The following is a 14,846-nucleotide window of genomic DNA, read 5'->3' as shown; positions in this document are numbered from 1 at the left end:
CGATCGGTCGACCGACGCGAGGGAAAATCAGGCGAGCGTACTGATGCCGGCCAGCCGTTCGAAATAGTCCGGGAAGGTCTTGGCGGTGCATTTGGGATCAAGAATCGTCACCGGCGTATCGGACAGCGCCACCAGCGAAAAACACATTGCCATCCGGTGATCGTTCCAGGTGCCAATTTCCGCGAACTGCAGCCGGGCGGGCGGCGCGATACGAATGTAATCATGCCCCTCTTCCACCTCGGCCCCAACCTTGCGCAGCTCTGTCGCCATAGCGAAAAGCCGGTCGGTCTCTTTCACCCGCCAGTTGTAGATATTACGCAGCGTCGTCGTGCCTCTGGCGAACAGCGCCGTGGTGGCGATGGTCATCGCCGCATCCGGAATGGCATTCATATCCAGATCCACCGCGTTCAGCTCGCCGCGAGTGCAGGCGATATAGTCGTCACCCCAGCTCACGATCGCCCCCATTTTCTCCAGTACATCGGCGAAACGGATATCGCCCTGCATACTGTTGCGGCCGATTCCGGTCACCTTCACCGTCCCGCCCTTAATCGCCGCCGCGGCGAGAAAATAGGAGGCGGATGAGGCGTCGCCCTCAACGAGGTAGCGCCCCGGCGACCGGTACTGCTGGCCGCCCCGCACCAGAAAACGCTGGTAGTCCTGATTCTCAATCTCCACGCCAAAAGTACTCATCAGCTTCAGCGTAATATCAATGTAGGGCTTCGAGACCAGCTCGCCCTTAATGGTAATCAGCGTATCCTGTGGTGCCAGCGGTGCGGTCATCAGCAGCGCGGTAAGAAACTGGCTGGAAACGCTGCCGTCCACCGCAACCTGTCCGCCGCTAAAGCCGCCGTGCAGGCGCAGCGGCGGGTAATTCTCCTGCTCCAGATAGTCAATCTGCGCGCCGCCCTGACGCAGCGCGTCCACCAGGTGGCCTATCGGCCGCTCTTTCATCCGCGGCTCGCCGGTCAGCACAATATCATTGCCGCCCAGGCACAGCACCGCCGCCAGGGGGCGCATAGCGGTGCCGGCGTTGCCAAGATACAGCTCCAGCGCCCCTTTCGCCCGCAGCGCACCCCCGCCGCCGATAATCTCGCAGCGGGTGCGATCGGCGGAGAGCGTATAGCTGACCCCCAGCGCGCTCAGAGCGTTGAGCATGTGACGAACGTCATCACTGTCAAGAAGATTGGTCAGAACGGTGGTGCCATGCGCCAGCGCCGCCAGCAGCAGAGCGCGATTCGAAACGCTTTTCGAACCGGGCAGATTGATGGTGCCATCGACCCGGGCGATGGGGTGTAACGTCAGGGATTCCATGAAATAAACTCTTCAGTAACGGTAAAATCCCCACGGGCAAGCCGTGGAGAGAAAGGAACGCGGATCAGCCGCGGCGGCGTTCGAAATCGACCATAAATTCGGTCAGCGCCCTGACGCCCTCAAGCGGCATCGCGTTATAAATTGAGGCGCGCATACCACCCACCACGCGATGGCCCTTCAGCGCGTGCAGGCCAGCGGAGAAAGACTCCTCCAGGAACAGCGCGTCCAGAGCGCTGTCGGCCAGCTGGAACGGTACGTTCATCCGCGAACGGTTCGCCGGCGCGACGTCGTTGCGGTAGAAGTCGCTGTTATCAATCACCTCATACAGCAGCGCGGCCTTCTGCTGATTAACGCTATCCATTGCCGCCAGCCCGCCCTGCTGCTTCAGCCACTTAAAGACCAGCCCGGAGAGATACCAGGCGAAGGTTGGCGGGGTGTTGAACATTGAGCCGTTATCGTTCAGGACGCTGTAGTCGAGAATCGACGGGCAGGAAGCGTGCGCTTTGCCCAGCAGATCCTCACGCACGATGACAATGCTCAGTCCGGCAGGCCCGATGTTTTTCTGCGCCCCGGCGTAAATCACGCCAAAGCGGGTAACGTCAAGCGGAGCGGAGAGAATGGTTGAGGAGAAATCTGCCGCTACCACGACTTCCGGAGAGAAGTTGGGTGTCTCGTTAATGGCGACGCCGTCAATGGTCTCATTCGGGCAATAGTGCAGATAGGCGGCGTCGGCGGAAAGCGTCCACTCGCTCATCGCCCTGACCGCGCGGCGGCCGTCAACGGTGATCCTGGCGTCAATCACGTTCGGCGTACAGTATTTCTTTGCTTCTTTGATGGCGCTGGCCGCCCAGTAGCCGGCGTCCACATAGTCAGCGGTGGTTCTTCCGCCCAGGATATTGAGCGGAACGGCGGAAAACTGCCCGCGGCCGCCGCCGTGGCAGAACAGCACCTTATAGCTGGAGGGAATGTTAAGCAGATCGCGTAAATCCTGTTCCGCCTCTTCGGCGACCTGAATAAACGCTTTGCCGCGGTGGCTGACTTCCATCACCGATGTGCCAAGACCGCGCCAGTCGCATAGCTCCTGCTGAGCCTGCTTAAGCACATCCGCCGGTAACATTGCCGGACCTGAACTAAAATTAAAGACCTGTGCCATTTCCCCTCACCACGTTGCATTGTGCTTTGCCTGACGAGCGTCAGACAAAGGTTATTCATGTGGATATCGGTTTTATCATTCAGCGACACGCGCCGCAACGGGTAAAACTGGCCAGGCCGAAAATGCGCGCCAGGTCACACAACAGAATCTGCCAGTCTGGCGAAGAAATACCGATGTTTTGGCTGTCAGGTTACCCGTTTCGCCCGGCTTGCCTTCGACCATTCCGGATTTGCGCAGCGCGGACATAATTGCTGCTCCCCGGCCTTCATGGTAATCACTTCGCTACAGCGTACACAGGCGTAGTCGGTGGATTCCGGTGCCGTCTTAAAGCGCGGCGTACAGTGTTTGGGAAGAATGCTCAGCCCTGGCCTGACGTCCCGATCGGCAAAAAAGTAGACGCTGATCTGTCCGCTGGTCTCCAGTATCGCCAGCCTGATTTGCCCCAGCTGTTCCACGCCGCTGAGCCGCAGCTCCATAAAGAACTCGAACTCGGTCATGTTAGCGCTCTGGAGCTTCGACCAGGCCAGCTCGCCATCCTCCACGATCACCATCGGCTTTCCCTCCAGCAGATCTTCGAGCCTTTCGCTGTGGGCCATCAGCCACATCACCAGCCGGTACAGCAGCGCCAGGGTGATAAAGACCACCAGCACCGGCAGCATCGGCACGTCATCGTAAAAGGCCACATCCCCGGCCGCCGACCCCAGGGTAAGGATGATCAGCACTTCAAACAGCGACATCTGCCGCACGCCGCGTCGGCCGGTAAGCTTTAAAAAAAGATAAACCAGAACAAACGTATAGAGGCTGCGCAGCGCGACCTCAGCCAGAAACTCCATGGGAACGTTGTCCAGCGCCATCCGCTGTAAATCGAACGTCTTCATTTTTATACTCTTATCCGTTAACACGCTGTAAAAGCATAGCCAGGACTTTTATTTACGTCGCCACGGCGGTGGCGATGGCGCAAGGGGTATAAAACCCGTATCATTGCGCGCTTTCCGTACGACTAAAGTGATTTTTCATGACGCAAACATTTATCCCCGGCAAAGACGCCGCGCTGGAAGACTCTATCGCCCGCTTCCAGCAGAAACTGCTCGATCTCGGCTTTCATATTGAAGAAGCGTCCTGGCTGAATCCGGTGCCGAACGTCTGGTCGGTACACATTCGCGATAAAGAGTGCGCGCTGTGCTTTACTAACGGTAAAGGGGCGACCAAAAAGGCGGCGCTGGCCTCGGCGCTGGGCGAATATTTTGAGCGTCTGTCCACCAACTATTTCTTCGCCGACTTCTGGCTCGGCAAGGCCGTTGCCAACGGCCCGTTCGTTCACTATCCCAACGAAAAATGGTTTCCGTTAACTGACGATGACGACCTGCCGCAGGGGCTGCTGGACGATCGACTGCGCGCCTTTTACGATCCGGAAAACGCGCTGTGCGGCAGCCAGCTTATCGACCTGCAGTCCGGTAACGAGGAGCGCGGCATCTGCGCCCTGCCGTTTACCCGTCAGTCCGATAAACAGACCGTGTATATCCCGATGAACATCATCGGCAATCTGTACGTGTCTAACGGCATGTCCGCCGGTAATACCTCTAATGAAGCGCGGGTGCAGGGGCTGTCTGAAGTTTTTGAGCGCTACGTGAAGAACCGCATTATCGCGGAAAGCATCAGCCTGCCGGAAATTCCCTCCGACGTGCTGGCGCGCTATCCGTCGGTGGTGGAATCTATCGCCACCCTGGAGGCGGAAGGCTTCCCGATTTTTGCCTATGACGCCTCGCTGGGCGGCCAGTATCCGGTTATTTGCGTGGTGCTGTTCAACCCGGCCAACGGCACCTGCTTTGCCTCTTTCGGCGCTCATCCCGACTTCGGGGTCGCCCTGGAGCGTACCGTCACCGAGCTGCTGCAGGGTCGCGGCCTGAAGGATCTCGACGTCTTTACGCCACCAACCTTTGACGATGAAGAGGTGGCGGAGCACACCAACCTTGAAACCCACTTTATTGACTCCAGCGGCCTGATCTCCTGGGATCTGTTTAAACAGGACGCTGACTATCCGTTCACGGACTGGAGCTTCTCAGGCACCACGGAGGAGGAGTTCGCCACCCTGATGGCCATCTTCAGGGCGGAAGATAAAGAGGTGTACATTGCCGACTACGAACATCTTGGCGTTTACGCCTGCCGTATCATCGTTCCGGGCATGTCCGATATCTATCCGGCGGAAGATCTGTGGCTGGCCAACAGCAGCATGGGTATTCATCTGCGCGAAACTCTGCTCTCTCTGCCGGACAGCGCCTGGGAAAAAGAGGCGTATCTCCAGCTTATCGAACGGCTCGACGAAGAGGGCTATGATGACTTTACCCGGGTGCGCGAGCTGCTGGGCCTGGCGACCGGCCAGGACAACGGCTGGTACACCCTGCGCATTGGTGAACTGAAGGCGATGCTGGCGCTGGCGGGCGGCGATCTGGAACAGGCGCTGATCTGGACCGAGTGGACGATGGAGTTTAACGCCTCGCTCTTTAGCCCCGAACGCGCCAACTATTATCGCTGCCTGCAGACCCTGCTGCTGCTGGCGCAGGAAGCCGATCGCGAGCCGCTGCAGTATCTGAACGCCTTTAACCGTATGTACGGCACCGGGGCGGTAGAGGCGGCCAGCGCGGCGATAAGCGGCGAAGCGGCGTTTTACGGGCTGCCGCCGGTGGACGACGAATTGCAGATCTTCGCTTCGCATCAGTCGCTGCTAAAAGCCTATGAAAAGCTTCAGCGCGCCAAATCCGCCTGGTGGTCAAAATAACAGCACCTGGCCCGCGTACCGTAGGTTTATTCTTCGGGCTGAGATATATTACGGGGCGCTTTTGTGCCCCTTATCATTTATTTTGCTATGGATTAAAAATGTTAATAATAAGTTAATATATAATTAACAATAGATCACTATTGTTACTTTAACTGTTAATTACCCCATTTTAATTAACTCTACGAGTGGCGAGCAAAGAAACAATTCAACTCATTTGCTAAAAATTAAAATTTATTTTTACCAAAATAATCAAAGAATTAGATGAAAATTGCCTGAAAACCATGCGTTCTCAGGGCCTTTAAGCCAGGTACGATATGATCTATATCAAATTCTCATTTATAATGCTTTGTTAGTATCTCGTCGCCGACTTAATAAAGAGAGAGTTAGTGTGAAAGCTGACAACCCTTTTGATCTTTTACTCCCCGCCGCGATGGCCAAAGTAGCCGAAGAGGCAGGCGTCTATAAAGCAACGAAGCATCCGTTAAAGACTTTTTATCTGGCGATTACCGCCGGCGTATTTATTTCAATCGCCTTTGTTTTTTATATCACCGCCACTACCGGCGCGGGCGCGATGCCCTACGGCGTGACGAAGCTGCTTGGCGGCATCTGCTTCTCTCTGGGGTTGATTCTTTGCGTTATTTGCGGGGCCGATCTCTTTACCTCAACCGTGCTGATCGTGGTGGCGAAAGCCAGCGGTCGAATCACCTGGGGTCAGCTGGCGAAAAACTGGCTGAACGTGTATGTTGGCAACCTGGCCGGCGCGCTGCTTTTTGTACTGCTGATGTGCCTTTCCGGCCAGTATATGACCGCCGACGGTCAGTGGGGGCTTAACGTCCTGCAAACCGCCGACCATAAGATGCACCATACGTTTATTGAAGCCGTCTGCCTCGGCATTCTGGCTAACCTGATGGTTTGCCTGGCCGTCTGGATGAGCTATTCAGGCCGCAGCCTGATGGACAAAGCGTTTATTATGATTCTGCCGGTTGCGATGTTTGTTGCCAGCGGTTTTGAGCACAGTATCGCAAACATGTTTATGATCCCTATGGGTATTGTAATTCGCGATTTTGCTTCTCCGGAGTTCTGGACCACAGTGGGTTCAGCACCGGAAAATTTTTCTCATCTGACCGTAATGAGCTTCATCACTGATAATCTGGTTCCGGTTACCATCGGCAACATTATCGGCGGCGGTTTACTGGTCGGTTTGACGTACTGGGTCATTTACCTGCGCGGCAGCGATCGTCATTAACGCTGATATCGCCGGACACAAAGTCGTTCAAATTGCATCGGGATGGCAAAGCACCGCCAGCAAAGAGGCAGCGTGAAGGACGGCGTGGATCCGCGCAGTAAATAAAAAATCCACTTAAGAAGGTAGGTGTTACATGTCCGAGTTTAATGAAAAGTTAGCCACAGCCTGGGAAGGTTTTACCAAAGGTGACTGGCAGAATGAAGTAAACGTCCGTGACTTCATTCAGAAAAACTACACTCCGTACGAGGGTGACGAGTCCTTCCTGGCTGGCGCTACTGAAGCGACCACTACCCTGTGGGACAGCGTAATGGAAGGCGTTAAACAGGAAAACCGCACTCACGCGCCTGTTGACTTTGACACCTCCGTTGCTTCTACCATCACTTCTCATGACGCTGGCTACATCAACAAGCAGCTGGAGAAAATCGTTGGTCTGCAGACTGAAGCGCCGCTGAAACGTGCGATTATCCCGTTCGGTGGTATCAAAATGGTTGAAGGTTCCTGCAAAGCGTACAATCGCGAGCTGGATCCGATGCTGAAAAAGATCTTCACCGAATACCGCAAAACCCACAACCAGGGCGTGTTCGACGTCTACACGCCGGACATCCTGCGCTGCCGTAAATCCGGCGTGCTGACCGGTCTGCCGGACGCCTATGGCCGCGGTCGTATCATCGGTGACTACCGTCGCGTTGCGCTGTACGGTATCGACTTCCTGATGAAAGACAAATTCGCCCAGTTCACCTCCCTGCAGTCTGACCTGGAGAACGGCGTAAACCTGGAAGCAACTATCCGCCTGCGTGAAGAGATTGCCGAACAGCACCGCGCGCTGGGTCAGATCAAAGAGATGGCCGCTAAATATGGCTGTGATATCTCCGGTCCGGCAACCAACGCTCAGGAAGCTATCCAGTGGACCTACTTCGGTTACCTGGCCGCCGTTAAGTCTCAGAACGGCGCGGCAATGTCCTTCGGTCGCGTATCCACCTTCCTGGATGCCTACATCGAACGTGACCTGAAAGCGGGCAAAATTACCGAGCAAGACGCTCAGGAAATGATTGACCACCTGGTCATGAAGCTGCGTATGGTTCGCTTCCTGCGTACCCCTGAGTATGATGAGCTGTTCTCCGGCGACCCGATCTGGGCAACGGAATCTATCGGCGGTATGGGCGTTGACGGCCGTACTCTGGTCACCAAAAACAGCTTCCGCTTCCTGAACACCCTGTACACCATGGGGCCGTCTCCGGAGCCGAACATCACTATTCTGTGGTCTGAAAAACTGCCGCTGAACTTCAAAAAATTCGCCGCAAAAGTGTCCATCGACACATCTTCTCTGCAGTATGAGAACGATGACCTGATGCGTCCGGACTTCAACAACGACGACTACGCTATCGCCTGCTGCGTTAGCCCGATGGTTGTTGGTAAGCAAATGCAGTTCTTCGGCGCGCGTGCTAACCTGGCGAAAACCATGCTGTACGCCATCAACGGCGGCGTTGATGAAAAACTGAAAATGCAGGTTGGTCCGAAATCTGAGCCGATCAAAGGCGACGTTCTGAACTTCGACGAAGTGATGGATCGTATGGATCACTTCATGGACTGGCTGGCTAAGCAGTACGTCACCGCGCTGAACGTTATCCACTATATGCACGACAAGTACAGCTACGAAGCCTCTCTGATGGCGCTGCACGACCGTGACGTCGTTCGCACCATGGCGTGCGGTATCGCCGGCCTGTCCGTAGCCGCTGACTCCCTGTCCGCAATCAAATATGCGAAAGTTAAACCGGTTCGTGACGAAGACGGCCTGGCTATCGACTTTGAAATCGAAGGCGAATACCCGCAGTTTGGTAACAACGACGCGCGCGTTGATGACATGGCGGTTGACCTGGTAGAACGTTTCATGAAGAAAATTCAGAAACTGACCACCTACCGTGGCGCTATCCCGACTCAGTCTGTTCTGACCATCACCTCTAACGTGGTATATGGTAAGAAAACCGGTAACACCCCGGACGGCCGTCGCGCAGGTGCACCGTTCGGACCGGGCGCTAACCCGATGCACGGCCGTGACCAGAAAGGCGCTGTGGCCTCTCTGACCTCCGTTGCTAAACTGCCGTTTGCCTACGCTAAAGATGGTATCTCCTATACCTTCTCTATCGTACCGAACGCGCTGGGTAAAGACGACGAAGTGCGTAAAACCAACCTGGCGGGTCTGATGGACGGTTACTTCCATCACGAAGCGTCTATCGAAGGCGGTCAGCACCTGAACGTCAACGTGATGAACCGCGAAATGCTGCTCGACGCGATGGAACATCCGGAAAAATATCCGCAGCTGACCATCCGCGTTTCCGGCTACGCAGTACGTTTTAACTCCCTGACAAAAGAGCAGCAGCAGGACGTTATTACCCGTACTTTCACTCAGACCATGTAATGGGTACTGACTGAATTCGCGCGTTAAAAAGCGTATGATAAAGGCTCCACGTCAGTGGAGCCTTTTTACCATCAAAGAGCGTAACCAGAGCATTAGACAGGCCTGAAGCCTGCTTTGCCAGCTATCTATATGTTAATGGGTAGCCGTCAAAACAGACTCGACACAGCCGATGAGCTGTGCGCCAACACGGCCCCGGATGGGCCACTTCTGGAGAATCACCGCAATGTCAGCAATTGGTCGCATTCACTCCTTTGAATCCTGTGGTACGGTTGACGGCCCGGGCATCCGCTTTATCACCTTCTTCCAGGGCTGCCTGATGCGCTGCCTGTATTGCCATAACCGCGATACCTGGGACACCCATGGCGGTAAAGAGGTAACCGTTGAAGAGCTGATGAAAGAGGTCGTTACCTATCGTCACTTTATGAACGCCTCCGGCGGCGGGGTCACCGCGTCAGGCGGCGAGGCTATTCTGCAGGCGGAGTTTGTCCGCGACTGGTTCCGCGCCTGTAAAAAAGAGGGTATCCACACCTGCCTCGACACCAACGGCTTTGTGCGCCGCTACGATCCGGTGATTGACGAGCTGCTGGAGGTGACCGACCTGGTCATGCTCGACCTTAAGCAGATGAACGATGAGATCCACCAGAATCTGGTGGGCGTATCGAACCATCGTACGCTGGAGTTTGCACGCTATCTGGCGCAGAAAAACGTCAAGGTGTGGATTCGCTACGTGGTGGTTCCGGGCTGGTCCGACGACGACGACTCCGCCCATCGCCTCGGCGAGTTTACCCGCGACATGGGCAACGTAGAAAAAATTGAGCTGCTGCCCTACCACGAGCTGGGCAAGCATAAATGGGTGGCGATGGGCGAAGAGTACAAGCTGGACGGCGTCCATCCGCCGAAAAAAGAGACCATGGAGCGCGTGAAGGGTATCCTTGAGCAGTACGGTCATAAAGTGATGTATTAAGCGAAAGGGCCGCCCTTTCCGTTAACGGTAGCCAGTAAGGGAAGCAATGCGTTTACTCATATCAGGAATAGTGCTGCTGACGGCGCAGTGCGCCAGCGCCACCGACTGCCGTATCGACGCCATCGTTAAGCACGTCTGGCCGGAGGCAACGCCGACGGCGGAAGGCGTGATGACCCGCGAGGGACGTTTGATCACCACCAATGGCGATACCCCGCAGCAGGCTTTCTGTCGCGTCTGGCCAGCCCGTCCAGAACTAACCCTTGCCGCCGTTCCTCTGATGGTCGATCTTAAAGAAGAAACGGAAAACTATCACACCGGCGATCTGGAGCTGCTGGTGCTGGATTCCGCCACCCTGAACGTAAAGCAGCGCCTGCGCCTGCCCGACCAGATGAGCGATGACGTGTTCCGTATTACCCGGCTAACCCTCGATACCGCGCGCTGGAAGGTTTCCCCCGACCAGCTGGCGTTTGGCCTGCATATCGCGCGCAGCGGCAGCTCGCGCGTTAATCCTTTCAGAGAAAGCGCATTATCCCTGTATGTGATTGAAAATAATCGGCTGCGCCGCATATTAAAAGGCATTCTGTTGGAGGATGGCAGCGGAGAGTGGGACGGCAACTGCGCCGGCGAGTTTTTGGATATCAAACGTACTCTTGCCATTGCCCCCGTTTCTCATCAGGGGTACGCCGATATTCGGGTAAGCGAAAAAAGCGTGACCTCCGCAACCTATATTAACGCTGATGGCGAATGCGCCACGAAGGATACACCGGGCAGGGCCAGCCTGACGCTGCGCTATAACGGCAAGGAATACGACGTGCCGGCCAGGCTGGTGCCACTGCCGTGATCTCTACCTCCCCCGCCCGGATTCACCGCAGGCGTTTTTTTAACCGCCCGGTGCCTACCGGAAAAGAGGAGCGATCCGCCACGCCAGAAAAAGAGCGTTTACGCTTCCCGAAAAGCGTAAAGGGCAGGCGGCAACCTGGCTCCCCTGCGCAGGTTAAACGTGGGCGACCGGATTCGGCCTCTGGCCCGCGTTACGCAGCAGCATCAGCAGATAAATAAATGACACGCTGGCGATGGTGATAAACAGCATCTTATCGGAGAAATTTTGCATCAGCATGGCGGTCAGGGTGGGGCCTGACAGGCTGCCCACGGTATAGCTGAGCAGCAGCGCCTGGTTCATGGCGACGAGCTGATGACGCTCAACCTTTTCGCAGGCCCAGGCCATCGCCACGGGATAGAGGGTAAACCCCGCCGCGCCGAGGATAAACAGCGCCGGGGCCATCGCCGCCTGGCTCAGCATCGCAACGCTGCCGAGGATCGCCACGAACACCTGCACCCGCAGCACCAGCAGACGCCCAAAGCGATCCGCCAGGCGGCCAATGGGCCACTGTCCGAGGATGCCCGCGCTCACCAGCACCGCCATCCAGAAACCGACATTGGCGTTGCTGATGCCCAGGTCACGAAGGTAGAGCGGCATCAGGCCGTACAGCGACCCCAGCACAATCCCGGAAATAATACAGCCGTTGATGCCCAGCCGCGCCTGGCGCAGCTTCAGCATACTGCTAATGGGCGTCATGGTCTGCTCTTCGGCGCTCTGGTTAACAATGCGGGTAAAGAGCAGCGGCAAAATACCCGCCAGGATTAGCGCGGTAGCCCACGGCAGAACGCTCATCAGCGCCGTCGACAGCTTGCTGACCAGCAACTGGCCCAGGAACGTCCCCACGTAGTAAATCATCATATAGGCGGCCAGCAGCCGCCCGCGGTTGCGCGAGGTGCCGCTGCACATCAGCGCGCTTTCCACGACCACCCAAATCATGGCGCAGCCGACGCCGGCGATAAAACGCCAGCCCAGCCAGCTCCAGAAGCCTGGCGTCACGCCAAGGCCAACGCAGCCCGCGGCGAAGATCAGCGATGCCAGATAGTAGCTGCGGTTAAAGCCAAAGCGCTTAATGAGATAACCGGTCAGCACCGTTCCCGCAAGGTTACCGGTAAAATATGACGAACTGACAACGCCAACCTGCCAGGTCGGCAGCCTTTCCTGGGCGAGCCAGAGGGGGACCAGCGTATTTAATACCGCGATCGCCAGGGTCAACAAAAGCAGGCCGGACAGCAAAAGCATGACGGGCCGGGTATAGGTGGACATGGTCGGGAACCGTGAGGAAGTTCAAATTTCACGCGCATCATGACACCAACAAAAACATTGTCAATCGGCGGACATCACGCCGCGCCGCGCTTTTGGGAACGACGATTTGAATTACTAATTCTTGAACAGAATAAAGCGGATCGGATCCTCTCCATCCCATTGTTTTTATTGAACAGTAGCGAAATTATCACCTTTTGTTCGGTCGAAAAATTTCATGGTCCCGACGGTATTATTTTTCCGGTCTATGCTTTGAAGGCAAGACACACATCCTGGTCGTTTACAGGGCACTTTCGGTTCTCACTGGAGAAGAGGATGACAAAATCCTATGTTCGTCTCGATAAAAATAATGCGGCGGTGCTGTTAGTGGACCATCAGGCCGGCCTGCTCTCGCTGGTGCGGGATATAGAGCCTGATAAATTTAAAAACAACGTGCTGGCATTGGGCGACCTGGCGAAGTATTTCGGTCTGCCAACCATCCTTACCACCAGCTTTGAAGCGGGACCCAACGGACCGCTGGTGCCGGAATTAAAAGCCCAGTTTCCCGACGCGCCCTATATTGCCCGTCCCGGCAATATCAACGCCTGGGATAACGAGGATTTTGTTAAGGCGGTGAAGGCGACGGGGAAAAAACAGCTGATCATTGCGGGGGTCGTGACCGAAGTCTGCGTGGCGTTCCCGGCGCTGTCAGCCATTGAGGAGGGCTTTGAGGTTTTTGTGGTGACCGACGCCTCAGGCACCTTTAATGAGATCACCCGCCACTCGGCGTGGGATCGCATGTCGCAGGCCGGTGCCCAGCTGATGACGTGGTTTGGCATCGCCTGCGAGCTGCACCGCGACTGGCGCAACGACGTTGAAGGGCTGGCGGCGCTGTTCTCCAGTCACATTCCCGATTATCGTAATCTGATGACCAGCTACGATACGCTGACCAGGGGGCAATAAGCGCGGCCCGGCTGCCGGGCCACGTCTTACCGATCCCTTATGGCGTGATTTGCAGCGGTTCATACAAAATCAGGACGAACAGGTTCGTTCCGCAACGCCGGAAAAATAAACAATAAAATCAATTCGTTGATTTTTGACTGAAAAACGCAAAGAGGGGAAAACACGTTTTCCCTCTTTGTTATCAACCTGACCAGGAGGCCGGCTCCGGTCAGATTACGGAGAAAGGCGTCGTTTCCCGCGTTGTACTTCACAGCCGAACGCCAGGAAAAAATAAAACCCTGCGACACAGGGTTGAGTCGCAGGGTTATCGGCGGTCTCGCCGGGAGGCTGACCCCGGTCTGACCATCGGACGTTTGAGCTGTAAACCGGCTGGCACCACCTCTGACAGACGAAGCACCAGCCGCCCCGACGTTATCCCGTTATCGCCACGCCTACGGTCATATGCAGGCCGTAGAACACGCCGCGACCGATCAGTTCACCCACCAGCAGCAGGATAAAGGCGATCGAAAGCAGCGATACGGCGGGCTGTTGCCCCTTCAACTGCGGCACGATCCAGAAGCACAGCGCCACCGCCAGCAGTACGATCCTCCAGGCCATCAGCGAGCCGTAGTCCGGCACCAACGCCGCGGCCTGCTGGATTGAGCTGTGAATGGTTGCCAGCTCCGCCCCCTGCATCACCGACATCATCGCGCTAACCACCAGCGCCAGCAGCGATACCACCGGCCACAGACGCATCGCCCGGCCTTCATACCCCGCGGCGCGCAGCAGCAGACAGCCCAGCAGCGGCCCGCCGAGGAACATGGTCAGGAAGAAGCCCAGCGGCGTCCAGACGCTGTACCAGGTCGGCACGGTATCAATACCGTTATAAACGCGCGCCATCATCCAGATAAAGATCACGCCCAGTACCATAGTCAGGACCAGCCACAGGCTGCGGATCGCCGACGGCAGCTTCTTCAGCAGCGCCAGCAGCCAGCCGATACCGCCGACGGCAAAGAAGATCGAGCCGCTGGCGATTTCATTACTCAGCGCCGACGCGCCGACCCGGTTGAGCGAATTGAAGGCGCGCATGGGCGAACCAAGATGCAGCATAGAGGCGATAAAGCCAATGCCCATCAGCACCCACAGCCCGAACATGCAGACAATAATGCGCTGGCGGACCTCCGCGCGCTCATCACCTTTCATCAGCGCCAGGGCCATCACGATAAAACCGCCGACCACGCACTGACCAAAGACCGTGAAGATCATTAACGGCCATTCATGCCATCCATTTCCCATTTTACACCTCCTTCGGATTGGCCAGATAACCGGTGGTATCCCCGGTCGGGCGGCTGTTGGCGTTTGGTTTAATCACAATGTTCGGCTTCGTAAAGTGCGCTCCCGGCAGCGGCGCAACCGCCGCCAGATCGCCGTGTTTCTTACGCAGCTCGTCGATCGGCCCGAAGTCGAGCGCACGCAGCGGGCAGGACTCGACGCAGATTGGCTTTTTGCCGTCGGCGACGCGGTCGTGGCAGCCGTCGCATTTGGTCATGTGCCCTTTCGCTTCGTTATACTGCGGAGCGCCGTACGGGCAGGCCATATGGCAGTAACGGCAGCCGATGCAGACCTCTTCATTCACCACCACAAACCCGTCATCGCGCTTGTGCATCGCCCCGCTCGGGCAAACCTTGGTGCAGGCCGGATCGGCGCAGTGGTTACAGGAGATGGAGAGATAGTAGGCAAAGACGTTCTGATGCCAGACGCCGTTGTCCTCCTGCCAGTCGCCGCCCGCATACTCATAAATGCGACGGTAGCTGACCTCCGGGGTCAAATCTTTATAATCTTTACAGGCCAGTTCACAGGTTTTGCAACCGGTGCAACGGCTGGAGTCAATAAAAAATCCATACTGAGTTGTCATCGGT

Annotated in this window: 12 protein-coding genes; 6 read left to right on the top strand and 6 right to left on the bottom strand. The window is 56.4% G+C overall.

Annotation, left to right across the window (positions count from 1 at the left end):
* Window positions 1–27 precede the first annotated feature (27 nt).
* From aroA to GJV78_RS10880, 3 genes are all read right to left on the bottom strand, one after another.
* Window positions 28–1,311 carry a 3-phosphoshikimate 1-carboxyvinyltransferase gene (gene aroA / locus GJV78_RS10890; protein WP_155108371.1) on the bottom strand — a complete coding sequence of 428 codons (1,284 nt, stop codon included), beginning with the start codon at window positions 1,309–1,311 and terminating at the stop codon, window positions 28–30.
* Window positions 1,312–1,375: 64 nt separating this feature from the next.
* Window positions 1,376–2,464, bottom strand: coding sequence for a 3-phosphoserine/phosphohydroxythreonine transaminase (serC, locus tag GJV78_RS10885; RefSeq protein ID WP_155108370.1), 1,089 nt, complete (start codon window positions 2,462–2,464; stop codon window positions 1,376–1,378).
* 185 nt (window positions 2,465–2,649) lie between these two features.
* Window positions 2,650–3,342, bottom strand: coding sequence for a DUF421 domain-containing protein (locus GJV78_RS10880; RefSeq protein WP_155108369.1), 693 nt, complete (start codon window positions 3,340–3,342; stop codon window positions 2,650–2,652).
* A gap of 137 nt (window positions 3,343–3,479) precedes the next feature.
* Between GJV78_RS10880 and ycaO the strand changes: the two genes are divergently transcribed.
* The 5 genes from ycaO to GJV78_RS10855 all read left to right on the top strand — a co-directional run bounded on the left by ycaO (window position 3,480) and on the right by GJV78_RS10855 (window position 10,707).
* Window positions 3,480–5,240: a 30S ribosomal protein S12 methylthiotransferase accessory factor YcaO gene (gene ycaO / locus GJV78_RS10875; protein ID WP_155108368.1), complete on the top strand. Its 1,761-nt coding sequence runs from the start codon at window positions 3,480–3,482 to the stop codon at window positions 5,238–5,240.
* A gap of 388 nt (window positions 5,241–5,628) precedes the next feature.
* Window positions 5,629–6,486, top strand: a complete 858-nt coding sequence (gene focA / locus GJV78_RS10870) for a formate transporter FocA (RefSeq protein WP_167519516.1) — start codon at window positions 5,629–5,631, stop codon at window positions 6,484–6,486.
* A gap of 133 nt (window positions 6,487–6,619) precedes the next feature.
* On the top strand, window positions 6,620–8,902 hold the full coding sequence (gene pflB / locus GJV78_RS10865; protein WP_155108367.1) for a formate C-acetyltransferase: 2,283 nt from the start codon (window positions 6,620–6,622) through the stop codon (window positions 8,900–8,902).
* A gap of 223 nt (window positions 8,903–9,125) precedes the next feature.
* Window positions 9,126–9,866 (top strand): pyruvate formate lyase 1-activating protein, encoded by a 741-nt coding sequence (pflA, locus tag GJV78_RS10860; RefSeq protein ID WP_155108366.1) that lies wholly within the window; start codon window positions 9,126–9,128, stop codon window positions 9,864–9,866.
* 46 nt (window positions 9,867–9,912) lie between these two features.
* Complete coding sequence (locus tag GJV78_RS10855; protein ID WP_155108365.1) at window positions 9,913–10,707, top strand: PA3715 family protein; 795 nt, start codon at window positions 9,913–9,915, stop codon at window positions 10,705–10,707.
* A gap of 153 nt (window positions 10,708–10,860) precedes the next feature.
* On the opposite strand, the gene GJV78_RS10850 is transcribed toward GJV78_RS10855, so the two are convergent.
* Complete coding sequence (locus tag GJV78_RS10850) at window positions 10,861–12,009, bottom strand: MFS transporter (RefSeq protein WP_155108364.1); 1,149 nt, start codon at window positions 12,007–12,009, stop codon at window positions 10,861–10,863.
* A 312-nt stretch (window positions 12,010–12,321) separates the two neighbouring features.
* Between GJV78_RS10850 and ycaC the strand changes: the two genes are divergently transcribed.
* The gene (ycaC, locus tag GJV78_RS10845; RefSeq protein WP_155108363.1) at window positions 12,322–12,948 is read left to right on the top strand and encodes an isochorismate family cysteine hydrolase YcaC; all 627 of its coding nucleotides are present in this window, start codon (window positions 12,322–12,324) and stop codon (window positions 12,946–12,948) included.
* Between the two features lie 411 nt (window positions 12,949–13,359).
* Here ycaC and GJV78_RS10840 read toward each other — a convergent pair whose 3' ends face one another.
* Both GJV78_RS10840 and dmsB read right to left on the bottom strand, forming a co-directional pair.
* The gene (locus GJV78_RS10840) at window positions 13,360–14,223 is read right to left on the bottom strand and encodes a dimethyl sulfoxide reductase anchor subunit family protein (RefSeq protein ID WP_155108362.1); all 864 of its coding nucleotides are present in this window, start codon (window positions 14,221–14,223) and stop codon (window positions 13,360–13,362) included.
* Between the two features lies 1 nt (window position 14,224).
* On the bottom strand, window positions 14,225–14,842 hold the full coding sequence (dmsB, locus tag GJV78_RS10835; protein WP_155108361.1) for a dimethylsulfoxide reductase iron-sulfur subunit DmsB: 618 nt from the start codon (window positions 14,840–14,842) through the stop codon (window positions 14,225–14,227).
* Between the last annotated feature and the right edge of the window lie 4 nt (window positions 14,843–14,846).

The organism is Intestinirhabdus alba, assembly GCF_009711095.1.
In the GTDB taxonomy this organism is placed as follows: Bacteria; Pseudomonadota; Gammaproteobacteria; order Enterobacterales; family Enterobacteriaceae; genus Intestinirhabdus; species Intestinirhabdus alba.
This window is presented reverse-complemented; position numbering and strand designations above follow the sequence as displayed.

Coding starts and splice junctions, on each gene's coding strand:
- GJV78_RS10880 (WP_155108369.1), bottom strand. CDS start 3,342: ATGAAGACGTTCGATTTACAGCGGATGGCGCTGGACAACGTTCCCATG.
- GJV78_RS10840 (WP_155108362.1), bottom strand. CDS start 14,223: ATGGGAAATGGATGGCATGAATGGCCGTTAATGATCTTCACGGTCTTT.
- dmsB (WP_155108361.1), bottom strand. CDS start 14,842: ATGACAACTCAGTATGGATTTTTTATTGACTCCAGCCGTTGCACCGGT.
- aroA (WP_155108371.1), bottom strand. CDS start 1,311: ATGGAATCCCTGACGTTACACCCCATCGCCCGGGTCGATGGCACCATC.
- pflB (WP_155108367.1), top strand. CDS start 6,620: ATGTCCGAGTTTAATGAAAAGTTAGCCACAGCCTGGGAAGGTTTTACC.
- GJV78_RS10850 (WP_155108364.1), bottom strand. CDS start 12,009: ATGTCCACCTATACCCGGCCCGTCATGCTTTTGCTGTCCGGCCTGCTT.
- ycaO (WP_155108368.1), top strand. CDS start 3,480: ATGACGCAAACATTTATCCCCGGCAAAGACGCCGCGCTGGAAGACTCT.
- GJV78_RS10855 (WP_155108365.1), top strand. CDS start 9,913: ATGCGTTTACTCATATCAGGAATAGTGCTGCTGACGGCGCAGTGCGCC.
- serC (WP_155108370.1), bottom strand. CDS start 2,464: ATGGCACAGGTCTTTAATTTTAGTTCAGGTCCGGCAATGTTACCGGCG.
- pflA (WP_155108366.1), top strand. CDS start 9,126: ATGTCAGCAATTGGTCGCATTCACTCCTTTGAATCCTGTGGTACGGTT.
- ycaC (WP_155108363.1), top strand. CDS start 12,322: ATGACAAAATCCTATGTTCGTCTCGATAAAAATAATGCGGCGGTGCTG.